This window comes from Aliterella atlantica CENA595, assembly GCF_000952155.1.
Lineage (GTDB): Bacteria > Cyanobacteriota > Cyanobacteriia > Cyanobacteriales > Chroococcidiopsidaceae > Aliterella > Aliterella atlantica.
This window is the reverse complement of sequence record NZ_JYON01000028.1, coordinates 42,169-64,778: the sequence shown is the minus strand read 5'-3', so window position 1 is coordinate 64,778 and position 22,610 is coordinate 42,169. Positions and strand designations below refer to the sequence as shown.

The following is a 22,610-nucleotide window of genomic DNA, read 5'->3' as shown; positions in this document are numbered from 1 at the left end:
AATAACTTCCATTCCAAGTCGCTTAACCCCTCAAACCTACCTGCCATTTTCCTTCTTCTTTGTTCTGTCTATTTCTCCTTTACGTTGATTCTAGCTCAGATTTTTATATTAGTGGGATAGGCTCATAAACTTGAAGTCGATTAGGAGAACTGCTGGTAATATCAATTTCAATTACCAAATCGGGTCCTGGATCGACGCTAAAATCCAATCGCTTTTTACCTCGCACTAAGGCGATATTGCGAATATAAAAACATTCATCTGGTTCTGCACCACTTAGTTCAGGTCTTTGGAAGGTCGTTGAGCCTAATGGATAAACTTGGATACCTAATTCTTCAGCTAAAGTTTCTACAAAGCGTCCCATCACCTTTTTATTCAATTCATGTTCTGGAGAGGGAGCCATGATTTCTAGAGTACCGCGATTATAAGTAAGGCGAAGACGGCGCTCGCTTAATTCTGACCGCAGTGCTTGGTAGGTCTGCCAACTTATCCCCGAAAGGTGAATTATTTCCGCAGGTGGTGTAAACAATCTTGCAGTCATAGTTCAACCAAAACCCGATATCTTATGTTATCAGAAGGCTACGGCTGTAGTTTGGTAATCTACTACATATCAAATTCGTAGTAATCATCCCAGATTAAAAAGTGGTAGAAACCATCGGGGTCGAGATTCATCTAGATCTCTTCACTACTTGGAATGAAATATAAATTCAGTAGCAGGGCTGGAGCAAACCCGCGTGCCATGCGGACGCACTCTTCTATTCCTACTGGATCAAATGTGCGATCTTCACCTTTAAGGAAGCGCTCGCTCTCTACTTCTAGCGCTTGCAAAGAAGTATGGAATTTACTTAGTTTCGTTTAGGAAATATCGCAACGTTGGCGATTACTCCCTATCTCTAACACCTGCAACTTACAATCGCCCATAAGGCGTATGCAGCAAAATCGCCGCCTTACGTTTGGCTGCCTCACTTCGCCTATCGTACCGTGCAGTAGTCACGGAGCTAGCGTGATTGCAGGCTTTATGAACTTCGAATTAATGTATACTCTTTCCCATGTAGAGGCATGAAAGCCTGATAAATGCGTACTGAGGGTTGGTGGAATCCCCTGGATTAAGCAGGGCTTATCAATGTACTGCATCCCTGCCCCACGATCAAATCAGCGTTTGAGCCAATTTTGATGATTTTTGCTTATAACAGCTGCCGCCTTGCCACATTAAGCTGTAGTATCTAGTTTTTGATGCTAGGTGATGGCAGAAAAATCTGCCTACTAGCGCTGCAAATGCAGAATAAGTCTTATGGCAATACGGAAGCTGCAAGAATGACCGATCTCAATAACTAAAAGATTTTCTTGTGTCAAAGCGTGACATCATTGTCATTGGAGCTTCAACTGCATGGGTATAAAAACGTCGAACTATGTAGAATAGAACATTTTAGTGACGACTTTAGCTAATTCCAGAGGAAGTGAAATCTGTACAAAGTATAGTTATAAACAAATACTTACTTAGTTAAAGTGTTGCCAGGAGTAATAATTTTCTTGCTGCCAAGCTTTACGCTTTTTGAAGTTCGATAATGCAGATATTTCTAGTTATTTTAGGACTGGCGCTTCTTAGTTTTACGCTCATCGATCTGCTGTTAACCACGTTGACGTTAGATGGAGGTGGTCCACTCGTTAATAAAGTTTCCAGTTGGATATGGAGAACAATGCTACGTCACTACCGTTGTGCTTCCTCTCACCAGCTGATATCACTTACAGGTTTAGGCATTCTTCTCAGCACTACTGTCCTCTGGATCGGTTTAGTTTGGGTTGGTTGGACATTGATCTTTAGCGCCAACGAGCAAGCGGTAGTCGACGCTAATAGTGGCAAGCCAGCAGATATGTTGGCTAGAATCTACTTTACCGGATATACCTTGTTCACACTGGGATTGGGGGATTATAAACCTCAAGGTGCAGTCTGGCAGGCGGCAACCGCGATCGCTGCTGGCAGTGGATTTTTCTTAGTCTCCTTGATCATTACGTATTTAGTTCCAGTGATATCGGCGGCAACCCAGAAGCGCCAGTTAGCAGGCTATATCTCCAGCTTAGGAAAAACACCCACTGACATCATTTTGACAGCCTGGAACGGTAAGAACTTTGGTTTATTGGAGCAGCATTTGCTGTCGCTGACACCGATGATCTTGTTGAACGGACAACGGCATCTAACTTATCCCGTACTTCATTATTTTCATAGCGCCAGTCGTTACACAGCAGCAACCTTAAGTATTGCTGTTTTGGATGAGACTCTGACACTCTTGAAGTATGGTGTCAAGCCGACTAATCAAATCGATGCAGTGACTCTATACGCAGTTCGACAAGCGATGTTAGTGTTTTTGGACACGCTTATTTCTGATTTCATTGAGCCAGATACATTCGCACCACCCATGCCAACGCTCGACCGTCTTCGCGCTAGTGGCGTTCCCACAGTTAGCGATGAGGAGTTCGATTATGCGCTCGCTAACCTTTCCAAACGGCGGCGTTTGCTTCTGGCTTTAGTTAAAAGTCACGGCTGGAATTGGGATGATGTTTACTCTGCTAGAACAGCCAGTTTTTCTAGTTCCTCAGAATATCCAAAGCGGACATAATCTAGCTATGTATGAATAAAGTTGCTTACTGGAGCATTAATAATTCACTCTGCTGTTTTGAGTCCGCTTTGCGTATAGCTTTGTCAAGGGTACAGATGTGAAACCGTGAACGAGTATTGAGGCACAAATTACCAGACTAGCCACCAGCCATCTCGGCATCGAGCCGAGATGTTTGTAATTTCCAGTAAGATAGTCTAAAAACGCTCATTCTATCCAGCTTCGAAATTTTGCTACATCACACCCAAAGAATCCTTTATCTCCAACGAGAAATCAAGCCTTTTGAACTTTGAAGTGCAGGTTTTTGGTCGGCTCTCGGCTCAATGCCCGTTAGGTCTTCTATCTCATTCAACATGATTCGTAGAGCAGTAGGCATTGAACAATTTGCTTATTTTCGCTGCTATCATCTTACACTTTTTCATGTCTATCTTACTTAATTGATATTTCAACCATGCCACCATTATTAGGTGTTGATAACGACATGATACTTAATCTCTATTTCCTAACTTTTTACTAACTGGGAGTGTTCCTAGCTAATGCTATTCTTCATCCTCCCCGATCGCCTGAAGATAAGCCTTAGCCGCCGCTTGCTTTAGCGCTCCTTGGGTATAGCGGCAGTAGACTTTATCGCTTTTGATACCCATTAGCTCCTTACCGTATAGCGGGTCTACCCCTTTGCGAGTAATGCTCGTACCAAATTCGTGCCTAAAGCGGTGCGGTCTGATGTCATCGACTTGGGAGATCGCACCCAATTTCTTCACCATCCGATACAGCCCTTTGTAACCTAATCGCTCCCCTTTATGTTTCGGGTCTTGACACAAAAACATTGGACCTTCAGGGATTAGTATAAATGCTCCTCCTTCTTGCTGCCGCCAATCAAAATAAGCTTCTAAGTGTTGCCTTGCTTGTTTGCTCAGAGGAATTTCACTGACGTTCTGCCCCTTCGAGCGGTGAATTGTTAGCCTTTTGCCATTCCAGCTATTTACATTCAGCACTGATAATTCCGAAGCTCTTAGTCCATGACTAAGTAATGCGACAATTGCGCGATCGCGTATCCTGGTTGCGCCATCAGTAGAAAGCGCGTGCCAAATATCAGCCAGGTCTTCTTTATCGATATGTAAGTCTTGCGGTTGGGTAGTTCTCTCTAACCCAATTGCGTCAGTAGGCAACGGTTGACCTGCTGGATAACCATTACTGCGACGCAACCACTGATAAAATGCTCGTAGCGTATTCAGTGCGTGGTTAATAGAAGCTGGCTTAAGTTCCTGTTGCTTTAATTCCCGCCGATATTTGCCGATATCGCTGGGCGTTACATCTAGCCAGGATTTGTTGCACCAGGTGCTAAATTTTTGTAGTTGTCGCTTGTAAGAACGCTGCGTATTATCGGCTTTGCCCGTCTGCCGTAGGAACTCTTCGATTTGCCAGTGGCGAAGGTCTGGTAGTTTTGGGAGCGATCGCTCCGAATCGCTAGGTTGCTGCTGTCCACCATCAAGGGCAACAATATTAATAGGTAGAATTAGCTTTTGAGATGTTTCTACTTGAGTCATAAGGTTAACAACTTTATACGTTCCAAGAACTTTGATCGAGTGGTAAATCAGTCCTGGGGTCAAGCACAGAAATATGACGGTTTGGTGCGTCATTCCAATACCATAGAACAATATTGACCCCGCTCTTATCTTGCACCGAGGGAACTCTTATGCCTGCATAGTTTTCCGCGATTAATCTTTCTGCTAATTCCCAAGTAGGTGGGCGTTGTTTCTCTATTAACCATATTTGTTTCCAAGCACAGGCAAGGATTACCGTATTAACACCACAAATTGCTTGCACTTCGGGACTTGCCAAGTCAACAACGCCGCTTACATCTACATCGTAAGCGCATAGAGTGCCTGGACGAATACCCAAATCTTGCTCGTACTCACTAATCGCAGTGACGTAATCCTCCGAAATATATAGTGCCTCCCTACCAGGTGTATTGAATCTTCCCCCATGTAAAGCAGCACCAGCACCGCTCAATGGTCGATACGCCCATTTAGGAGCTAGCATTCGCCAACAGCGACGTTTAATTCTAACTGTAGGTACGCTCAAGCATACACTCCATCATTCAACATCGCCAGATGTTCAAGCACTGCATCTGTGTGTCCTGCGGCTACCAGTTCCTCTGCCGTCTTGTTATCAAACCCACTTAAAGGCTGGTGGCGGAACCAAATAATTGCTCGTTGTTGATCTCCTACTAATTCTGTGGCGATCGCCACGATCCGAGCCACTTCTCCTAGTTTCTGCTGCACTTCTGGAGATTCTGGATTGCGAGTTAAGGTATTGCGATGCAACTGCGTTAGCCTAGACAGATGAGAAATTGATATATGAAGTATGTCGCTGAGACGGTAGGGAGAGATTGCCCCCTTCTGCGGGTCCATTACCTGTGTTAAAAATGGCGATAGCATATTATGTGCATATTATGAGCAGGCTATATACATTATATGCTTACCGACAGCACTTATGGATTTGGCTTTACTGCAATACGAACAGCATTGGCTGTGCTTCATCAGTTGAGCAAGCATAGCTGCATAGAGCGCGCGACGCGATCGCTTTGTACCAATCCCCTATTAAGAGAAACAATTTTGATAGGTAGAATGGGCTGATTTGAAGTTTCGTGCATAGTTTAGGTAGAGATAAGTTCCCTTATTGATATCAGATTATTCTCAGACTATTATCTCACAAAATCGGTGATAAGCTAGTTACAGTTGTTTGGAACTGACGCTATGAGCTTACAACTGTCTATCCCCGATTCCATTTTGTCTGCTATCCGCCTGCCCGAACCTCGCATCGAGCAAGCTCTATTGCACGAACTGGCGATTGCTCTCTATGCTCAAGAGTTACTTTCCTTTGGCAAAGCTCGCGAACTAGCACAGATGGATAAGTACGAGTTTGGACAATTATTAGGGCAGCGTTCAATATCGCGGCATTACAGCTTGGAAGAATTATCGGATGACTTAGACTATGCCAGTGGTGAGTAATACTTCGCCCATTCTTAACTTAGCTATCATTGGGCAGCTTGAACTGCTGCATCAGCAATTTGGGCAAGTGCAAATACCACTAGGAGTTTTGTCAGAACTAAAGGTACAGGAAGATAGACCAGGCTCAAACGAAATTCAAGCAGCGTTAAATGTCGGTTGGATTGAAGTTAAACAAGTCTCTTCACAACTGTCAGTGCAGTTATTACAGCAGGTGTTGGACCGAGGCGAATCAGAGGCAATTACTCTAGCAACTGAGCTTCAAGCAGAGCGGATACTACTGGACGAGCGCGATGGGCGTAAAGTTGCTAAATCGCTTGGGTTAAAAGTAACTGGAGTTCTAGGAGTTTTACTTCGAGCCGAAAAAGAAGGTGAATTGTCTTCCTTACCAGATGCAATTGATGCCCTGGTCAAGACTGCTTGCTTTCGGATTTCACCAGAGCTATTAGCCAAAATTTTAGCAACTTAGCAATATTGTTTCAATAATTAAAGGCAGTTTAGACGATTGCCCTGCCCTTACAACAAATTAAGTTATGGGAAGAACCACGAACGAAAAGTGCTGGGCTTGTAGCTTGTTGACTGCAACCGAAGCAAGAAAGCTTCATGGCGAAGATGGTGACTCTTGTTGGCAGGATGATATTTGTCACTCTCGTCGCTCCTACTACCGCAAAGGTAGAGGACGATCGCATAAGCGTAAATCGGCACTTGATGAAGTTACAGTACCCTTGCCAGATTTTCCTTATGTTGTCTTGCATACCTACCTAGATAAGCCTCGGCAACCAAACGATGAAGTTGTCATCCATGCTATTTGTGCGGAATTGTGGATTGGCAGCATTCCTAAAGCTATGACACAACCTCAGCATACTTTTGGTTTGCCACCGCGCCTTGTTAGAGAATATGCCCTGCAACTACTTAACGCGCTCTACTTAGAATACGGTAACGGGCGGCGCTCTGGCTTTGAACGCTTTGCCAGCGAGATGCAACACTCCGTTGCCCAGTGTCCGGTGCGTCCTTGCTCCTATCATGCCGCGCATCTAAATCCCTATCAGCATCAAAAGTAATGAATTATCAGCAACTCGAACTTCCTTTGTGGTCGCACTTGCAGTCGTGCCGCCTCGCTCCTGAATTAGTCGATTTAGTCGCAGTAATAGATCGAGCCGAGGTGGAAATTTCTTCTTTACCGCCAGCAGTACAAATGCAAGCGGCTGGTGAGGCAATTTTACAGCTAGCTCAACTTTATTCTTTGCGATCGCACTTACTAATCGACAACTGGGAGAACGCCTACCGCGATCCCCAAGTCAGAAACGATTTTTTTGCCGATATCGTGCGGCAGTCGATGGCAGTTGACTTAAGCGACTTGATGGAGCCTGCCTTACCTCGCAAACGCAGAGTCTCAACACTTCCCAAAGCACGCGATTCTGTAGCAGGTGTAGTCGATAAGTCTGCTGTATTAGCAATGGTAGAACAGTTGGAGGCAAACGCTTTTAGCAGTGATTCTTCTTTATCTGATGAGGAACTCAAAAGCCGAGCTTTAGAAGTTGCTTATGATGAAGATATTTCTGCTTGGTGTGATGCGATCGCTCAAGCTATGCAGCAACATCAGGGCAAGAAAATCTCTCTATGGCAATTACATCAGGTACTAAATATATCCTTGGTTAAGGTTTGGTTGGGGTTGTTGCATTCACAGGCGCAGTATCAGTGGGAGACTACGGGTGAATTTTATCGGGAGGCGCAGGATATTTGGCTCGGCGGTTGATGGAGATACACTTGGATACAGTTAGATACAGTTGCTTGGATACAGTTAGATATACTTAAGCATTTAGTTTAATCTAGTTCACCTGTCATTTACTAAAGTTTGAGATTTTTAGCAGGGCTGCAAACCTTATGTTGCAATAGCTTTGTCGCTCTGATTTTTATGATACAGTTCGATATGAACCCCGAAGCCAAACCAAACCATTTTCTACAAACGGGTATGAAGGCGATCGGTGTGTACTCTAGCTAACAAACCCGTTGCACCCCGACCGAATAGGGAACTCGATGGGGTGGAGAGGGCGATCAATAACCGCTGACCTTGACCGTTAAATTGTTAGGTAATAGATTGAGGTCGCACTCGATAGCACTTAAAACTAATCAATCTTAAGGAGTTTTGGCTGAGAGATGTGAACCTTATTTAAGTTCTACGGACTCACGCAGGACGGGCTTGTTGTATCAAACAAAGCAATCTGTCAAATAAAAGTGAGTAACTTGTATGGCTCAAACTCGTTTACCTTTAGGTCCATCTTCTATTGAGGAGCACATCATTACGACTTACGGTGCGCTGCGGCAGGGAATTGGTTACTTGGCGATCGCGCTGCCAGTCATTCTGGCAGTTTGGGGAATCATCAAGTATGGACTGCCGCTTCAGGATTCAATCAGTGCTTATTACCATGCCTTTGTGCCGACAGCGCAACCTCCAAGACTGCTTGAGATTGCGGGCAACGGGGTAATGCGGAACTGGTTTGTTGGCATTCTCTGGGCGATCGGCGTTTTTCTGGTACTCTACCGAGGATATGGAAGGCGCGAGAACGTAGCCCTCAATGTTGCTGGCGTGCTGCTGATCGTCGTCGCTATGTTCCCGATGGACTGGACCTGTGGCGCAACCTGCCCGAAAATCTCAGTTCATGGAGTTGCCGCAATTCTGTTCTTCCTGGCGATCGGCTATGTTTGCATTTTTCGGTCTGGAGATACACTACCCCTGATCGAAGACGCGAATACAAAAGCATTTTACCAATGGTGGTATCGCATTATTGGACTGGTGATGTGGGTGTTTCCGCTAGTGGTTGCCCTGTTGGAGTTTTTTCATCTCCGTCCCTTCGGGACTTACACAGTGTTTCTCGTTGAGGTTGCGGGTATCTGGACATTTGCGGTCTATTGGTTGCTCAAGAGCCGTGAAATCGATCGCAGTAAGGCAGATGTTACTGCTGTCAAAGGAGAACTGGAACGAACTCCCCCCAAGCTTGGCTTTATTCGGTACTGGCTCGACACCACGCCCGCCGTTAAGGAAAAGTGAGCATCCTTTAGCTGTATTTGCTTTTTAGAACTTGATCGGAAGTGGTTTAATCGTGGCAGTCAGTTGAAGGGATAGTTATGCTGAATTCTTCTGTTCACTTAGGCAAACAGGGAGCTTAAACAAGCAAATTTCTATTTAAAAATCCAATTTTGGGGCTTTAGGTGAAAATATCTCTGCCTGTATAGCTAAATCAGGCTCTTAGACATGAAGATTTAATCTAGTTAATTGTTAGCTGGCTCCACACACAAATCTTGTCCTCCTTGGTCTGCTGATATCGCTGCTGCCATGCATTAGCAATAGGTTAGGTAGCTAACTAGATAACTGTAATCAAGGATTTAAGGCGAAGTCTATGTGTCGTGCTACCCGCAAACTTAGCTTGATAGAATTTTTAGGACTCAAGAAAGCAACGAACGCTATGAGCTTACTGGTAGCCAAATTGTCCCTAAAATTTCACCCAATGTAAAGATCGAAATAGACCCTCGATCCGAAACCATACGCGATCCAATCAAGATAAAATCCTCGCATAGCAATAGTTTCAGACACACTTCACACATCAATTTAATTTTATAAATTCGCTCTATGCCTGATGTACTAATCACTTGGCATTATTAGATTGATTTGGTTTGAGATCCAGAACCATTTTGGTCGTAGATACAGTTTAAATGTATTTTGTGATTTGTTCGCTAAAAGAGGGCGATCGCATAATGCTAACCAAAACCAGTGACAAATGCAGGCAGTGCAGCAAACTTTCGGTAGAGAGTGCAATTGCTCGTCATGGCGAATCGGGAGATAACTGCTGGGTAGGTGAACGCTGTCACAAACGACGCACTTATTACAGGAAGCGCAAATTATACAACCGCAATCGCCGCCTCAAGTATCAAGGACTGAAAGAATCTGCTGCCCAATTAACTGATATCCCCACCGTCCCTGCTGTCGTCGTCTATTTCTACCGCCAACGCAAGGATGAGCCACTGCACGCGCTGTCTATTGAACTATAGATTGGGCAGCAGAAGAAGTCAGTGCGCGAACCAGTGCATACTCTGGGTTGGACTGGGATGCAGGTTAAGGAATACATTACTGGTGCGATCGCCCAGTTTAATCAGCAATATGCAGTAATTATTAGCGGTATTGCGGCAACGGTCGAACTAAACCCCAGGTTGTGTCCCCTCGACCCCTGCCCCTTGAAGATTAAGCAGGACGAGAACTAATGGTTACTGCCTTTAAGCAACTTGAACTAGATTTATGGGGCGACCTGCGATCCGCACTTGATGAACCACAAGCTGCCAATTTTCACGAGCTTTGGCAAGAGCTAGAGCGCGCTCTAGCTCCTTTAGAGAAAAACCAACAATTGCAAGTGGCAGCAGATGCAATCTCGCAAATTATTGAAGTCTACGTAAAACGAGCCAACGGTATTCTAGATGGATTAGAACTTACTGATAATATTAACGGACCCGTTTTAGATGACGATTTCCTTTCTGGTCTGATGCGCCAATCAATGTCGCTCGACTTGTCAGATTTGATGGAAGACTTGTTTGACGATGCACAAATTGATGTTAATCCTGGATCGGTAGTTACGCTTGTAGATAAAAAAGATGCTCAGGCAATCGCCCGTCAAGCTAGAAGGTTAGCGAAACAGGATTTGTTAGAGTTGGCAGGCAAAGAGAATATTTCGCTGTGGCAGAGTGCGATCGCTCACTGGATGCAGCAGCACCAGGGGGCAAAGGTTTCCCTTTGGCAGTTGCAGCAGACATTGGGTATGCCCCTGGTAGAAGTATGGCTAGGGCTGCTGCATTCTCCTATGCCTTATCAGTGGGATGGTCAGGGGGAATTTTATCGAGAAGCGTGGGATGTTTGGATTAGTGATTGCTAGAGATACACTTAGCTTCAGTTGTAAAGATATAGTTTAAAGTTCTTCTAAATAATTTACCCCTGCTCTAACGCCGTGTCATATAGCAGGGGTAATCAAGACCCTATCTAGATTGGTTATTTTGGCTATCCATCATTCCTGGCATATTGTGCATCATCCCTGGCATTTTATTTGTCATTCCAGGCATACCCTGCATCATGGATTGACAGCAGGGGCATCCCATTTGCTTTGTTTGTGGTGTAGTCGGTCTATTTGGCGCTGTTCTTTGACTAAGTAGCTTTTGGACTAGTTCTGCCCTAGCTGAAGTGCTGGAACCTTGATTGGGCATTGTTTTCTCATTATGAGTATTAGCCAAAGTTGGGCTAGCTGCTAGGACTACTAATGTTAAGCCAGCTATAGAACCGCTCAATAATGTTTTTGCTCTTGTAGTTATGTTCATTTTCTCTTTGCACTCTTGTATAAATTCGTTAGTTCTTAAGAAACTAGTAGTATGCTAAACCCTCAAGTTAGCTAGAGAGTCAAGTAGGTACGCACAATATTTATCCAGATAATTCTGTAAAACTCTAAAGTTTATAACAAGCTTTAGAGTTTAGGCTATAGTCAGGGGAAATATATTGCAAATAATTTATGCTGAAAAAGGCTGGCTCAGTATCATCTCAGAACAAGTTACTCAAGATTGGAGAACTGGCAGAGCAAGCAGATGTAGCGGTAGGAACTGTCCGCTACTACGAAACCTTAAGGTTGCTAGAACCTGCTCATAGAAGTGAAAATGGTTATCGATACTATGCTCCTGATACCATCAAACGTTTAAAATTCATTAAAAAAGCCCAATCCCTTCAGTTTTCTTTGTCAGAAATACAACAAGTATTAGGTATTCGCGAACAGGGTAGCGCTGCCTGTCCAATCGTTCGAGACTTGCTAAATCAGAAAATTACTTTGCTTGAAAAGCAAATTGATCAGATGAAGACACTTAAGGCTGAACTAGAAGCATACCAGGAACGCTGGGCAGAACACCCTCTTGACGATCCTGATAGCCAGGAACTTTGCAGTTTGATTGAACAAGTTGCTGACAAACATTGAACGTAGGTCGTCTCTATCCGAACTTGAAAGCCGTTTCTCCCAAGCAAATTTCATCCTGATTTCATTTTTGGGTGCAAGAGTAAGTAATAAGCCACGTTGTCTAGACGCTGTGAAAAACACACTATTTTTAGTTCTAGGTAGATCCAAATATATGCGACCTATTTCTTTTAAAACTAGCTTTTTATCATTGACGCTTGTAGCCACATCCTTAATGGGTGGTATTCTTACGGGTTGTTCTAGTACCGAACAGAGCCAGAATCAAGTTCCAAGTACCAATGTTACTGACGCTAGCTCCACGCGGGACGGGACGGATAGCATAGAGCATAGTAATGGTATGACTCATGACATGGCAATGGATTTAGGTGCGGCAGATGCAAATTACGACTTGCGCTTCATTGATGCTATGAAGTTACACCATCAAGGGGCTGTGGAGATGGCAAAAGAAGCCGCACAGAAATCGGAGCGTCAGGAAATCAAACAGCTAGTAAATACCATCATTAAAGATCAAAATCAAGAAATCAATCAGATGAACCAATGGCGACAAGCTTGGTATCCCCAAGCGAAAGCTCAACCAATGGCTCATAATTCTCAAATGGGAAAGACGGTGAAGATGTCCTCTGACCAAATGAAAGGCATGATGATGGATACGGATTTAGGAGCGGCTGATGCCCAGTTTGACCTACGCTTCATTGATGCTATGACTGCCCACCATGAGGGCGCTATCACAATGGCTCAAGATGCTTTAAGTAAATCCAAGCGTCCCGAAATTAAGCAACTAGCTCAAAACATCATTAAGGCACAAGAAGCAGAACTTACACAAATGAATCAGTGGCGACAAACTTGGTATCCCAAAGCAACTAGCTCAAAACATCATTAAGGCACAAGAAGCAGAACTTATCAAATGAATCAGTAGCGACAAACTCGGTATCCAAAGTAGAGGAAGTAATCTCTATACCTAAGCTAGACTCTGGACGATTTCATCCTAATTTCATTTTTGGCTGACAAACTGGATAATACGTGCTGATTGGGCAATCTTCTAACCTTGCTTCTTAAAAGTAGCTGCTGAGTGCGAGATATTAACGCCTGAGCAGAATGTATCCCTCAAGTCGTTATTTTACTACCTCAGTAGTCAAGGAAATCTCTAATGAGTCAAAAGTCCGGTTCTTCTCAACTTCCTGTAGCGCTCGTCAAGGTTTCTGGGACGCTTCTAAGCGTTATTCTATTAGCTACTCCCTTTTCAGTTTTAGCTCATGGTGGGCATGGGAATGAATTTCAAGGAGGAAGCAGCGCAACGAATACTCCAGGCTCTATTCAAGTCGATGCCCAGACAGCTAAACGTTTAGGAATTAAAGTAGAACCTGTTAATAGACAGCGTTTGGCTACAGGAATCAATACAACTGGACAGATTGAAACCTTGCCTAACAAACAAGCGGAAGTGACTGCACCAATTCCAGGCATAGTAACTGAACTTTTAGTAGAGCCTGGTACTTATGTCAAAGCAAACCAACCCGTAGCTGTCTTAGCCGCGCCTGAATTAGTGGAGCTTGGCGTTGCCTCCCAGGAAAAAAAAGCTGAGGGACAAGCAGACTTACAGCAAGCTCAAGTCGATTTGAGACTAGCCCAACAGAATTATCAGCGATATATACAAATAGCCACGGCTGAGATAGCCGAGGCACAAAGTCAGCTAGCTTTTGCACAAGAAAGGTACGACAAAGACAGGATATTAGCTACTGAAGGTGCGCTACCGCGCCGCCAAGCTTTAGAATCCCAAACTCAGTTAGCGCAAGCTAAAGCAGAATTTACTGCAGCTAACAGCCGCCGAGAAGTTATAGAAGCTCAAGCTCAGGTCAAACGCGCTCAATCAGCAGTTGAAGTAGCCAGGTCGCGTATCCGTCTTAGTGACACTGCTTACCAAACTCGGCTTGCTCAACTGGGAAATCGTGCCAATGCTAAGGGACTAGTGACAGTGACTTCTCCCATCTCTGGGAGGATTGCCGATCGCGAAGTTACTCTCGGTCAATCGTTTCAGGATGCGGGAGGTAAGTTAATGACTATCGTCAATGATAGTCAGGTTTTAGCTACAGCGGATATTTATGAGAAAGATTTAAACCTTGTCAAAATAGGTCAAAGAGTAAACGTAAAAATTGCCAGCTTGCCTAATCAGACTTATAGCGGAATAATTACGGTGGTTGGTTCAGTAGTGGAAGGAGAAACACGGGTAGTTCCCGTAAAAGCTGAACTAAATAACTCTAATGGACGATTAAAGCCAGGGATGTTTGCTCAATTAGAAGTCTTGACAAACCAAACATCAAAAGACATTTTGGTAATTCCCAGTTCAGCTATAGTTAAGGCAAATGGTAAGCAACTTGTATATATTCAGAATGGCAATGGCTATCAGACAACTGAAATAACTTTGGGTCAAACCTCTGGTGATTTAGTTGAGGTGAAAAGTGGACTATTTGAAGGGGATTCAATCGTTACTCAACGCGCGCCTCAACTTTATGCTCAATCTTTGCGAGGTGGTAGTGAGCATCAAGAAGCTGAGACAGAAGCAAAGGAAGCACCCCCACCAGCAACAGCGAACAGTTATTCTCGCCCTTGGTGGTTGCTTGGAGCCATAGGAGGAACAACGCTTGGCACTACCGCTTTCATAGCAGGTACTTTTTGGGCTAATCGTCGCAGCAAATCTAAAGCAATACCCGCATCTATAGGATCTGTATATCCAGTAGAAGACTCTCCCCATAGTCTTACCAAAACAAGCGAGCGTATTTCCATACCAGAATCGCATCTAGGCGCAAATTCTAGGGACAAAGTATCTTCAGTAGATGATAATCATCAGGTCAGAAGTCAAGAGGCACAAGTCAGAAATCAAAAGTAGAAATATCAATTACCTATATTCAAAACTTATAAATGCTTAGTGCCATCATCAAATGGTCAATTGCCAAACGCTGGTTGGTTGTTCTCGGTGCAATTATCCTCACATTTTGGATATTTCGGACAATTATCCAGATGCCCTTAGATGTTTTTCCTACTTTTGCACCCCCTCAAGTTGAAATTCAAACAGAAGCACCTGGGCTTGCTCCAGAAGAATTAGAATCTTTAGTTACTTTACCAATTGAGAGTGCAATTAATGGGACTCCAGGAGTGACAACAGTACGCTCTTCAAGTGCAGCGGGAATCTCTGTTGTCAAAGTTGTGTTTAACTGGGGAACTGATATTTATCAGGCTCGGCAGTTGATAACCGAGCGATTGCAACAAGCTGGGAGTAAACTTCCTCAAGGGGTAGAAACACCGCAAATTTCTCCTATTAGTTCCCCTATTGGTACTGTTCTGCAATATGCTTTCACGTCTAATACAACTTCCCTAATGGAAGTGAGGCGGATTGTTGATTGGCAAGTAACTAACCGCCTTCTAGCTGTACCTGGAGTAAGCCAGGTAGTGGCGTATGGGGGAGACATTCGTCAATATCAAGTATTAGTAGATCCAGCAAAGTTACAAGCTTTTGATGTTTCCTTAGAAAATGTTGTAGAAGCTACTTCTGCTGCCAATGTCAACGCTCCTGGGGGTTACTTAATTACCCCTGACCGAGAAAAATTAGTCCGAGGGATTGGGCGAGTTGAATCTATTGAAGACCTTAAACAATCAGTAATTATCGCCCGCAACGGGACACCTGTAAAAATCACAAATGTTGCTGATGTGCAAATCGGCGCAGGTGTTAAACGCGGTGATGGCAGCTTCAACGGTCAAAAGGCAATTATTCTCATGATCAATAAACAGCCTCTTGCCGATACTCCAACTGTTACTCGTGCGATTGAATCCGCAATGGCAGAAGTTAAGTCAGGCTTACCCAAGGATATTAAAGTCACATCTACTTTCCGTCAAGAAAATTATATTGACTCTTCCATTGAGAATGTCAGGGGGGCTTTAGTCGAGGGCGGTATTATTGTGGCGATCATTTTGATCCCCTTCTTAATGAATTGGCGGAATCTTGCGGTTTGTCTAACTGCTCTTCCTTTGTCCTTGCTTTTGGGAGTCCTAGCGCTAAATTGGCTAGGGCAAGGTTTAAATACGATGACATTGGGCGGGTTAGCCGTAGCAATTGGCTCGGCTGTAGATGATGCGATTGTAGATGCTGAAAATGTTTATCGTTGTCTGCGAGAAAATAAATATTCTCTCCATCCTCGTCCAGTGTTAGAGGTTGTCTTTGAAGGTTGCCAAGAAGTCCGTGATTCAGTATTTGGAGCCACAATCATTACAGTAGTTGTCTTCTCCCCAGTGTTTGCTTTGGCTGGTGTAGAAGGCAGCATTTTTATTCCAATGGGCATTGGCTATCTAGTTGCAGTATTAGCTTCTAGTGTTACAGCTTTGACCGTAACCCCAGCATTGTGTGCAATCTTGCTACCTCACGGTCGCTTACCAGAGACAGAACCTTGGGTAGCAAGATTTTTTAAGCGGCTTTATGCTCCTCTGATTAGGTTTTCCCTACGCCAGTCGGGAATTATTATTGCGATCGCTGCTGCTAGTTTAGTAGCAGCAGGTCTAATTGTTCCCTCTTTGGGTCGTGTCTTCTTACCAGAGTTCCAGGAGCAAACTTTAGTAAATACACTGTTGCTATATCCAGGCGTTTCTTTGGAAGCTACTAATGGTGCTGGGGAAACTATCCAAGCAGCGCTCAAAGATGACCCTAGATTTCCTTACGTACAACTACGTTCAGGACGCACGCCAGGTGATGCTGATGCCGCAGGAGTTAACTTAGGGCATTTGGATATTGAGTTGAGTGCCGCCGGAATGGAAAATCGCGAGGAGACTCTTGAAAAACTGCGACAGGAATTTGCCAGGCTACCAGGGGTAGCACCTAATATTGGTGGTTTTATCTCTCACCGAATGGATGAGGTGTTGTCTGGAGTGAGAAGCGCGATCGCCGTCAAAATTTTTGGTCCCGACCTAGAGGAACTCCGTACTCTTGGTAGCCAGGTGAATGAGGTGATGAAAACTGTTGCAGGAATTGTAGACCTGCAACTCGAACCTCAAGTTCCGATCGAACAGATCCAAATCAAGTTCGACCGTAACATGGCTAGTCGATATGGTTTGACCGTCGGGCAACTTTCCCAAATCATCGAAAGCGCGCTCAACGGGCGAGTAGTGTCCCAAATTTTAGAGAAACAGCAAACTTTTGACCTTGTTGTCTGGTTGAAACCTGATGCTCGTCAAAACTTGGATATTATTCGGAATTTGCTAGTTGATACTCCTGATGGAAATAAAATTCCTTTAGCTCAAGTTGCCACAATTGATAATGGTACAGGTCCTAACACTATCAACCGCGAGAATGTTTCTCGCTTAATTGTTGTTGCAGCTAACGCTCAAGGGCGAGATTTACGCTCCACCGTCAATGAAATTAGAGAAAAAGTTAGGCAACAGGTACATCCACCCGCTGGTTACTATATCCAGTATGCAGGTCAATTTGAAGCAGAAGAACGAGCTACACAGAATATTCTCATCTCCAGCGCCATAGCCTTTGTAGTCATTACGGTGATTATGTATCTTTCTGTCAAATCTATCTCCTCCACTGCCATGATTATGATTAATTTGCCTTTAGCTTTGGTAGGGGGAGTATTTTCAGTTGCTCTAACTGGAGGGATTATTTCTATTGCTTCTCTTGTTGGCTTTGTCACTCTCTTTGGGATCGCTACTCGCAATGGATTACTACTAGTGGACAATTACAATGCCAAGTTTGCGGAAGGTATGCCATTTAAAGAAGTGATAATTTCTGGGTCAATGGAACGGCTCAATGCCATCTTAATGACAGCTTTTACTTCTGCTTTAGGTTTAGCACCTTTAGTAGTGGAGGGTGGACCAGGAAAGGAAATCTTGCAACCCCTCTCTATAGTCGTATTAGGCGGGTTATTTACTTCTACAGCTTTAACACTGCTAGTGTTGCCTGCTTTGTACGCAAAGTTTGGCAAAATTTTGCTGCCAAAAAAGAAAGTTTCCGAAACTGGGTTAGCTGTAGCAGATTTGAATTTAAACCATAAAGGCGTGGAGTACACCGATGAAAAAGCAAGGAGTTAAAAACATGAAATTATCGAAGGTTAGCTTAATTGTTTTAGGCAGCTTGGGACTGATTGGATTAGGAGCTTGCAGTAATATTAACCAAGCTACTAATCCTAGTAACAGCCCAAGTGTTGTCCAATCAACTCAGCCATCTACCCAACAGAGTAGTGAGACTGATGTAGCATCGGATACTGCAAAAGTACCTCAAGCAGGTGGTCAAGTTGTAGAATCAGGTCCATATCATTTAGAGTTAGTGACTGAGGTAGAAGCTGAAGGGACACACTTAGATTTGTATTTGCAAAAAGGTGATACTCATGAAGCAATCCCTAATGCAAAAGTGACGGCTCAAGTTCAGTTACCCGATGGGACTCAAAAGACGCTTCCTCTCTCCTATGACGCTGAAGGAAAGCACTATACGGCTTTACTTCCTGGCAAAGTAGCAGGTCAGCATCAGGTGAAAATTAGTTCAGATGTCGGCGGGGACAAAGCAGACGGTCGTTTTAGTTTTAATCAGTGAAACTTCAAAAGCGCTTGTGAAGTATTTAACGCTAGAGGTAAATTCTCAGCTAAATTACTCAATAAGAGTTAATTCGCCTTCACCCAAAAATCAGCCGTGACAATTTCACCATTGCGGTTGAACTGTCCCCAAAGTTTGTATAACCCTGGGTTGGGAAAGCTAGTCACAAACTGAACCTTTCCTGGAGTTGTATCTTTGATTGCGTGAGCATGGATATAATCGGCTGAGGTGAGTGAGGCGGATTGACGCAGAATTACTAAGTGTCCCTGTTCACCCATATAAGGCTGTAAATCAGTGACAGGCTGATTATTAGAGCCTTTAAGATTGAAGGGTTACAGCAACTTCTTCACCCGCTTTCACTGTTTCAGTAGGTAGCTCTAAATTGACCTTAGTGTTGGTAAATGTTTGACTACGCTTGAAGTTTACGACTAGGGAAGATGCGCTGTCCCCTGGAACTTGGGTTTTGAGTGTCGAGACTTGAGTGGGTTGTCCAGTGGGTTTGTAGTCGCTAAAACGTGTATACTCTCCAGATCTGGGCAATTGCGCTTTGACAGTAAAACGCCTGTTACCTTCATAACGTGGATGTAGATGACCGAAAAACCGCAGGTCATCACTGACTACGATGAGATGCATCAGTTGTTCGTGGGAAACATCAAACTTGTTGATAGGTTTCCCTGTTGCATCTTGAACATTAATTTCTAATAGGACAGGAGCATTAACTGCGACCGTTTCTGGAACCGTAAGTTTTGCTTGAATCGCTGCATTTGTTTTTGTGTCACTTGCATCATGCATCGAATGTCCCGCGTGATTTCCTGCTTGCGTTGAATGCTTATAGTTGTGCTTTTGAACTGAAATTGCCGTTGACGGTTCTTGAGCATTAGGTGATGTCGAGCAACTTTGTGTAAATAACGTCAGTTCGGGATAAGAAAAGGCGGGGGCAAGTAAGCTGAAATTAAGTCAAAGTATTCAGCACCCCCGTCCTATGTCTAGTTTAGAAGAATTGTTTTGTCAGGTTGATGACTTTTGTAAGTATTTTGAGCCGCAATGGCATATGCAGCTAATGGGTCATGGTTTACAAACTCGTAGACGAGCAAGAGGCTTGTGTCTCAGCGAGATCATAACAATTCTGATTGGTTTTCATCAGCATCACTATCGCAATTTCAAGCACTATTACATCAACTATGTCAGCGTTCACTGGCAGAGGGAATTTCCTAGATTGCCCAGCTACCAACGGTTTGTGGAATGGATGCCTTCGACATTAATTCCATTATGTGTTTACCTGACTGATTGTTTTAGTAAATGCACAGGCATTAGTTTTATCGATGCTACCAGTCTTAGGGTTTGCCACAATCGTCGGATTAATCAACATCGAGTATTCAATAACTTGGCTGCTCGTGGCAAAACCTCCGTCGATTGGTTCTTTGGTTTTAAATTACATCTAGTAGTTAATGAGCTTGGTGAACTACTAAACGTTCAAATCACTCCAGGTAATATCGATGAGCGCAAGCCAGTGCCTGGCTTATTGCGCTCTCTATTTGGTAAAGTCTTTGCCGATCGGGGTTATGTTTCTCGCTCCTTAGCTCAAAAGTTATTGCAAAATTTTGGCATTGAGTTTTTTGCCCAGCCTCGCCGCAATATGAAAAATCGTTTAATGCGTTTTCATGACAAGCTTTTAAGTCCAGGACTTACGCAAGGGTAGTAAAAAGAGGTTGGTGTAGGCTTAAACTAGGACAATGAGCTTTAGTAAATTAAACTACTGTCAATACTTGTTGAGCAGCCCTATCAACTACACGATTACTAACTTATCAGAGCATCTACAGGGGATTAGTCACGACCGCATCAATCGCTATCTCAGAGGGGAGAAACTAACCCCGAGATTGCTGTGGGATAATGTCAAATACTCGCTCGTTAGCTCGGATACTGGGTATCTATTGTTTGATGATACTGTACTAGACAAACGCTATTCTACCTCCATCGAATTGACACGTCGCTACATATAGTGGCACAGAACATCGGGTAATTAGAGGAATTGGGCTAATTAGCTGCGTGTATGTCAATGGTGAAACTGGACAATTCTGGGTAGTTGACTACCGATTATACGACCCAGATGGGGACGGCAATAGCAAATTAGACCATGTAGCACAAATGCTAGAAGGAGCAGTCTATAGCAAGCAGCTAGCTTTTACCCATGTCTTGATGGATAGCTGGTATGCCACTCAGAAGTTGATGGCACAAATCGATAGGCTAGGTAAAGTTTACTATTGTCCTCTGAAGGTAAACCGACGAGTGGATGATAGTGGCGGAGTACAGCCTTACCAGCAAGTCGGACAATTGAATTGGAGCCAACAGGATTTAGACCAAGGCAAGCTCATCAAAGTTCGTGGCTTTCCTGCTCATAAAAAAGCGAAACTCTTTCGGGTGACGGTTTCCACCAACCGCACGGAATTTGTGGTCACTAACGATTTTACTCAAGATAACACGGAGGCTACACAACAGGTGTGTGGCGTGCGATGGAAGATTGAGGAGTTTCACCGAGAACTTAAGCAGTTGACTGGAGTTGAGGCTTGCCAATGCCGCAAAGCCCGAATCCAGCGCAATCATATCGCCTGTGCCTTGCTAGTCTGGACAAGACTCAAAACCATTGCTTATCAGAGTGCAAGAACCATTTATCAAATCAAGCATGGTCTGCTATCTGATTACTTGATACAGCAGTTGAAACATCCTTCGGTTTCCATGCTTCTTGCGTAAGTCCTGAAGTCGTAAACGCTCCATTATCGAAACTATCATTGACCAACTCAAAAATATTTCCCAAATTGAGCATTCCCGCCATCGCAGCCCTGTCAATTTTGCAATTAATGTCTTATGTGGTTTGATTGCTTATTGTCATCAGCCTAAGAAGCCCTCTTTTATTTAGAATCAGCTTCACCTGTATTTGCTTAACCCGAACTGACGTTAAATAATAAAGTTGCAGTAGCAGCGATCACAGTCATCAATATCTTCATGAAACTTACCTCCTAAAGTGCAAACTCTTGCTTCAATTGGAAAACCCAAGCTTTAATTCGCTCATTGCTCAATTGGGATTGATTGTCTTGATCTAAAGCCAGACCCACAAACTTTCCATCACGGACAGCTTTAGAATCAGTAAACTCGTAACCATCTGTAGACCAATAACCAACTGTTTCGCCGCCGAGTTCGGAAATTTTTTCTTCCAGAATACCCATTGCATCTTGGAAAGTATCAGGATAACCAACCTGATCTCCTTCTCCGAAGTAAGCAACTTTCTTCCCACTAAAATCAATGCTATCTAGCTGCTCGTAGAAATCTTCCCAGTCACGTTGTAGCTCACCAACATTCCAAGTTGGACAACCGATAATAATGTATTCGTAGCCTTCAAAATCACTTAATTCAGCTTTTGAAATATCAGTTAGACTTACAACACAGTCTCCGCCAAATTCTTTATGAATTATTTCAGATGCTGTTTGCGTGTAACCTGTTTGAGTACCGTAAAACAAAGCAATCTTAGTCATATTTCTCCTTATTTATTATTCAAATTGAATAAAGAACTTGAGACTATTAACACTTAGCTATCAGCAGTTACTGTCTTAACTGACATTGAGATCGCTGAAGAAATTAAGTGATAAGATAGCTAACAGCAGCCAGCGCTATCTTAATTACTGCTGCCGGAGCTTTAGTTTCTACATTAATTACTTGAGTTTTGGTATCAGCTTTAACCTTTGCCTCAGCGTCAATAGTCTTTACTACTTTCATGACGACCTTTACGCAATATTAACAAGCTAGTTTGAGGTAGTAATTTTGAGTGTTGCTATAACTGATAGTGACCTCTTTGTAAGTAGTTGAACGGCGGTTTTCAACTTATCAATAACTGACTCCACCGCATCTAAAACTACTTTAAATTGTCTAGTCAAATGGAGAGTCAAGGGGGTAATCAAGAAATTTTTGGAGCGGCACTGCTTTAATTACCATTGTCACGGCAAGGGCAGTTTTTATGCTCGTTCAATTATTGGGCAAATCGTATTTTCAGGAATCTCTGGAACAGTTTCCCAACCCGAAAGCAATCCTTCTAACTCTAGTTTTAGGATCTGTAGCTGTTCAATTTGTTGCGCGATCGTTACAATCTTATCTTTAAGCTTTACTTCAAGACGATCGCAAGGTAGCTCACCTTGGTCATGGATATCCAAAAACTCTTTAATTTCTAGTAAGCTTAATCCCAAAGTTTGAGCGCGCTTGATGAAATTTAAGCGAGCAAAAACATCCAAGTCAAATAATCTAAATCCCCCTTCTGTTCTACTTAATGCCTTGAGTAAACCCAATTCCTCATAGTAGCGAATTGTCTTAATCGGTACACCACTTTCCTTCGCGACTAAACCAATTTGTTTTGGTGCTTCTTTAACTAACATATCCAACT

23 protein-coding genes and 4 pseudogenes are annotated in these 22,610 nt (G+C 43.5%); 17 read left to right on the top strand and 10 right to left on the bottom strand.

The window, feature by feature from the left end:
* Positions 1-124: 124 nt before the first annotated feature.
* Positions 125-538 (bottom strand): annotated as a pseudogene (locus UH38_RS20385) (Uma2 family endonuclease); the annotation flags it as partial.
* A 1,156-nt stretch (positions 539-1,694) separates the two neighbouring features.
* Between UH38_RS20385 and UH38_RS20380 the strand changes: the two are divergent.
* Complete coding sequence (locus tag UH38_RS20380) at positions 1,695-2,612, top strand: two pore domain potassium channel family protein (RefSeq protein ID WP_200892537.1); 918 nt, start codon at positions 1,695-1,697, stop codon at positions 2,610-2,612.
* A 536-nt stretch (positions 2,613-3,148) separates the two neighbouring features.
* Here UH38_RS20380 and UH38_RS20375 read toward each other — a convergent pair.
* From UH38_RS20375 to UH38_RS20365, 3 genes are read right to left on the bottom strand one after another with little or no spacing between them, the layout of a single operon-like run.
* Positions 3,149-4,156, bottom strand: a complete 1,008-nt coding sequence (locus UH38_RS20375) for a tyrosine-type recombinase/integrase (protein ID WP_045056519.1) — start codon at positions 4,154-4,156, stop codon at positions 3,149-3,151.
* A gap of 13 nt (positions 4,157-4,169) precedes the next feature.
* On the bottom strand, positions 4,170-4,694 hold the full coding sequence (locus UH38_RS20370) for an RES family NAD+ phosphorylase (protein ID WP_052672490.1): 525 nt from the start codon (positions 4,692-4,694) through the stop codon (positions 4,170-4,172).
* Positions 4,691-5,050 (bottom strand): antitoxin Xre/MbcA/ParS toxin-binding domain-containing protein, encoded by a 360-nt coding sequence (locus tag UH38_RS20365; RefSeq protein WP_045056518.1) that lies wholly within the window; start codon positions 5,048-5,050, stop codon positions 4,691-4,693. Before UH38_RS20365 ends, UH38_RS20370 begins: the two co-directional genes overlap by 4 nt.
* A 318-nt stretch (positions 5,051-5,368) precedes the next feature.
* Between UH38_RS20365 and UH38_RS20360 the strand changes: the two genes are divergently transcribed.
* The 8 genes from UH38_RS20360 (at position 5,369) to UH38_RS20330 (ending at position 10,539) form a co-directional block, all read left to right on the top strand.
* Positions 5,369-5,623: a UPF0175 family protein gene (locus UH38_RS20360; protein WP_045056517.1), complete on the top strand. Its 255-nt coding sequence runs from the start codon at positions 5,369-5,371 to the stop codon at positions 5,621-5,623.
* On the top strand, positions 5,607-6,089 hold the full coding sequence (locus UH38_RS20355) for a DUF3368 domain-containing protein (RefSeq protein ID WP_045056516.1): 483 nt from the start codon (positions 5,607-5,609) through the stop codon (positions 6,087-6,089). The genes UH38_RS20360 and UH38_RS20355 overlap by 17 nt, the downstream gene beginning before the upstream one ends.
* Positions 6,090-6,153: 64 nt before the next feature.
* Positions 6,154-6,681 carry a hypothetical protein gene (locus UH38_RS20350; RefSeq protein ID WP_045056515.1) on the top strand — a complete coding sequence of 176 codons (528 nt, stop codon included), beginning with the start codon at positions 6,154-6,156 and terminating at the stop codon, positions 6,679-6,681.
* Positions 6,681-7,376, top strand: a complete 696-nt coding sequence (locus UH38_RS20345) for a hypothetical protein (protein WP_045056514.1) — start codon at positions 6,681-6,683, stop codon at positions 7,374-7,376. The genes UH38_RS20350 and UH38_RS20345 overlap by 1 nt, the downstream gene beginning before the upstream one ends.
* Before the next feature lie 492 nt (positions 7,377-7,868).
* A complete protein-coding gene (locus UH38_RS25015) occupies positions 7,869-8,669 on the top strand; it encodes a hypothetical protein (RefSeq protein WP_052672489.1) in 801 nt (266 codons plus the stop codon).
* 704 nt (positions 8,670-9,373) lie between these two features.
* Positions 9,374-9,667: a hypothetical protein gene (locus UH38_RS26000; protein WP_144405726.1), complete on the top strand. Its 294-nt coding sequence runs from the start codon at positions 9,374-9,376 to the stop codon at positions 9,665-9,667.
* A gap of 21 nt (positions 9,668-9,688) precedes the next feature.
* Positions 9,689-9,877 (top strand): hypothetical protein, encoded by a 189-nt coding sequence (locus UH38_RS25995; protein ID WP_052672487.1) that lies wholly within the window; start codon positions 9,689-9,691, stop codon positions 9,875-9,877.
* Positions 9,877-10,539, top strand: a complete 663-nt coding sequence (locus UH38_RS20330; RefSeq protein ID WP_045056513.1) for a hypothetical protein — start codon at positions 9,877-9,879, stop codon at positions 10,537-10,539. The genes UH38_RS25995 and UH38_RS20330 overlap by 1 nt, the downstream gene beginning before the upstream one ends.
* A 100-nt stretch (positions 10,540-10,639) precedes the next feature.
* Here the strand turns inward: UH38_RS20330 and UH38_RS20325 are convergent, their stop codons facing one another.
* Positions 10,640-10,975 (bottom strand): hypothetical protein, encoded by a 336-nt coding sequence (locus UH38_RS20325; RefSeq protein ID WP_045056512.1) that lies wholly within the window; start codon positions 10,973-10,975, stop codon positions 10,640-10,642.
* Positions 10,976-11,163: 188 nt separating this feature from the next.
* Here UH38_RS20325 and UH38_RS20320 point away from each other — a divergent pair, with 188 nt between their 5' ends.
* The 5 genes from UH38_RS20320 to UH38_RS20300 all read left to right on the top strand — a co-directional run bounded on the left by UH38_RS20320 (position 11,164) and on the right by UH38_RS20300 (position 18,184).
* On the top strand, positions 11,164-11,616 hold the full coding sequence (locus UH38_RS20320) for a heavy metal-responsive transcriptional regulator (RefSeq protein WP_045056511.1): 453 nt from the start codon (positions 11,164-11,166) through the stop codon (positions 11,614-11,616).
* Positions 11,617-11,767: 151 nt separating this feature from the next.
* The gene (locus tag UH38_RS20315) at positions 11,768-12,493 is read left to right on the top strand and encodes a DUF305 domain-containing protein (protein ID WP_045056510.1); all 726 of its coding nucleotides are present in this window, start codon (positions 11,768-11,770) and stop codon (positions 12,491-12,493) included.
* Positions 12,494-12,760: 267 nt separating this feature from the next.
* Entirely contained in the window at positions 12,761-14,494 is a 1,734-nt protein-coding gene (locus UH38_RS20310; protein WP_045056509.1) for an efflux RND transporter periplasmic adaptor subunit, read from the top strand.
* A 32-nt stretch (positions 14,495-14,526) separates the two neighbouring features.
* Positions 14,527-17,685 (top strand): efflux RND transporter permease subunit, encoded by a 3,159-nt coding sequence (locus tag UH38_RS20305; RefSeq protein ID WP_045056508.1) that lies wholly within the window; start codon positions 14,527-14,529, stop codon positions 17,683-17,685.
* Positions 17,686-17,689: 4 nt separating this feature from the next.
* The gene (locus UH38_RS20300; RefSeq protein WP_045056532.1) at positions 17,690-18,184 is read left to right on the top strand and encodes a hypothetical protein; all 495 of its coding nucleotides are present in this window, start codon (positions 17,690-17,692) and stop codon (positions 18,182-18,184) included.
* Positions 18,185-18,252: 68 nt separating this feature from the next.
* On the opposite strand, the gene UH38_RS27430 is transcribed toward UH38_RS20300, so the two are convergent.
* Positions 18,253-18,462: a hypothetical protein gene (locus tag UH38_RS27430; RefSeq protein WP_200892536.1), complete on the bottom strand. Its 210-nt coding sequence runs from the start codon at positions 18,460-18,462 to the stop codon at positions 18,253-18,255.
* Positions 18,463-18,502: 40 nt separating this feature from the next.
* Positions 18,503-18,976, bottom strand: coding sequence for a hypothetical protein (locus UH38_RS27425; protein WP_200892535.1), 474 nt, complete (start codon positions 18,974-18,976; stop codon positions 18,503-18,505).
* A 190-nt stretch (positions 18,977-19,166) separates the two neighbouring features.
* Here UH38_RS27425 and UH38_RS20290 point away from each other — a divergent pair.
* The 3 pseudogenes from UH38_RS20290 to UH38_RS25605 all read left to right on the top strand — a co-directional run.
* Positions 19,167-19,862, top strand: a pseudogene (locus UH38_RS20290) (IS982 family transposase); the annotation flags it as partial.
* A gap of 55 nt (positions 19,863-19,917) precedes the next feature.
* Positions 19,918-20,932 (top strand): annotated as a pseudogene (locus tag UH38_RS20285) (IS701 family transposase).
* Between the two features lie 10 nt (positions 20,933-20,942).
* Positions 20,943-21,098 (top strand): annotated as a pseudogene (locus UH38_RS25605) (transposase); the annotation flags it as partial.
* A 100-nt stretch (positions 21,099-21,198) separates the two neighbouring features.
* Here the strand turns inward: UH38_RS25605 and fldA are convergent.
* From fldA to UH38_RS20275, 3 genes are all read right to left on the bottom strand, one after another.
* The gene (gene fldA, locus UH38_RS20280; protein WP_045056507.1) at positions 21,199-21,711 is read right to left on the bottom strand and encodes a flavodoxin FldA; all 513 of its coding nucleotides are present in this window, start codon (positions 21,709-21,711) and stop codon (positions 21,199-21,201) included.
* A gap of 103 nt (positions 21,712-21,814) precedes the next feature.
* The gene (locus UH38_RS26405) at positions 21,815-21,952 is read right to left on the bottom strand and encodes a copper chaperone (RefSeq protein WP_144405725.1); all 138 of its coding nucleotides are present in this window, start codon (positions 21,950-21,952) and stop codon (positions 21,815-21,817) included.
* 236 nt (positions 21,953-22,188) lie between these two features.
* On the bottom strand, positions 22,189-22,602 hold the full coding sequence (locus UH38_RS20275) for a heavy metal-responsive transcriptional regulator (RefSeq protein WP_045056506.1): 414 nt from the start codon (positions 22,600-22,602) through the stop codon (positions 22,189-22,191).
* Positions 22,603-22,610 lie beyond the last annotated feature (8 nt).

Coding starts and splice junctions, on each gene's coding strand:
- UH38_RS20380 (WP_200892537.1), top strand. CDS start 1,695: ATGCTACGTCACTACCGTTGTGCTTCCTCTCACCAGCTGATATCACTT.
- UH38_RS20375 (WP_045056519.1), bottom strand. CDS start 4,156: ATGACTCAAGTAGAAACATCTCAAAAGCTAATTCTACCTATTAATATT.
- UH38_RS20365 (WP_045056518.1), bottom strand. CDS start 5,050: ATGCTATCGCCATTTTTAACACAGGTAATGGACCCGCAGAAGGGGGCA.
- UH38_RS20360 (WP_045056517.1), top strand. CDS start 5,369: ATGAGCTTACAACTGTCTATCCCCGATTCCATTTTGTCTGCTATCCGC.
- UH38_RS20355 (WP_045056516.1), top strand. CDS start 5,607: ATGCCAGTGGTGAGTAATACTTCGCCCATTCTTAACTTAGCTATCATT.
- UH38_RS20350 (WP_045056515.1), top strand. CDS start 6,154: ATGGGAAGAACCACGAACGAAAAGTGCTGGGCTTGTAGCTTGTTGACT.
- UH38_RS20345 (WP_045056514.1), top strand. CDS start 6,681: ATGAATTATCAGCAACTCGAACTTCCTTTGTGGTCGCACTTGCAGTCG.
- UH38_RS25015 (WP_052672489.1), top strand. CDS start 7,869: ATGGCTCAAACTCGTTTACCTTTAGGTCCATCTTCTATTGAGGAGCAC.
- UH38_RS26000 (WP_144405726.1), top strand. CDS start 9,374: ATGCTAACCAAAACCAGTGACAAATGCAGGCAGTGCAGCAAACTTTCG.
- UH38_RS20330 (WP_045056513.1), top strand. CDS start 9,877: ATGGTTACTGCCTTTAAGCAACTTGAACTAGATTTATGGGGCGACCTG.
- UH38_RS20325 (WP_045056512.1), bottom strand. CDS start 10,975: ATGAACATAACTACAAGAGCAAAAACATTATTGAGCGGTTCTATAGCT.
- UH38_RS20320 (WP_045056511.1), top strand. CDS start 11,164: ATGCTGAAAAAGGCTGGCTCAGTATCATCTCAGAACAAGTTACTCAAG.
- UH38_RS20315 (WP_045056510.1), top strand. CDS start 11,768: ATGCGACCTATTTCTTTTAAAACTAGCTTTTTATCATTGACGCTTGTA.
- UH38_RS20310 (WP_045056509.1), top strand. CDS start 12,761: ATGAGTCAAAAGTCCGGTTCTTCTCAACTTCCTGTAGCGCTCGTCAAG.
- UH38_RS20305 (WP_045056508.1), top strand. CDS start 14,527: ATGCTTAGTGCCATCATCAAATGGTCAATTGCCAAACGCTGGTTGGTT.
- UH38_RS20300 (WP_045056532.1), top strand. CDS start 17,690: ATGAAATTATCGAAGGTTAGCTTAATTGTTTTAGGCAGCTTGGGACTG.
- UH38_RS27430 (WP_200892536.1), bottom strand. CDS start 18,462: ATGGGTGAACAGGGACACTTAGTAATTCTGCGTCAATCCGCCTCACTC.
- UH38_RS27425 (WP_200892535.1), bottom strand. CDS start 18,976: ATGCATGATGCAAGTGACACAAAAACAAATGCAGCGATTCAAGCAAAA.
- fldA (WP_045056507.1), bottom strand. CDS start 21,711: ATGACTAAGATTGCTTTGTTTTACGGTACTCAAACAGGTTACACGCAA.
- UH38_RS26405 (WP_144405725.1), bottom strand. CDS start 21,952: ATGAAAGTAGTAAAGACTATTGACGCTGAGGCAAAGGTTAAAGCTGAT.
- UH38_RS20275 (WP_045056506.1), bottom strand. CDS start 22,602: ATGTTAGTTAAAGAAGCACCAAAACAAATTGGTTTAGTCGCGAAGGAA.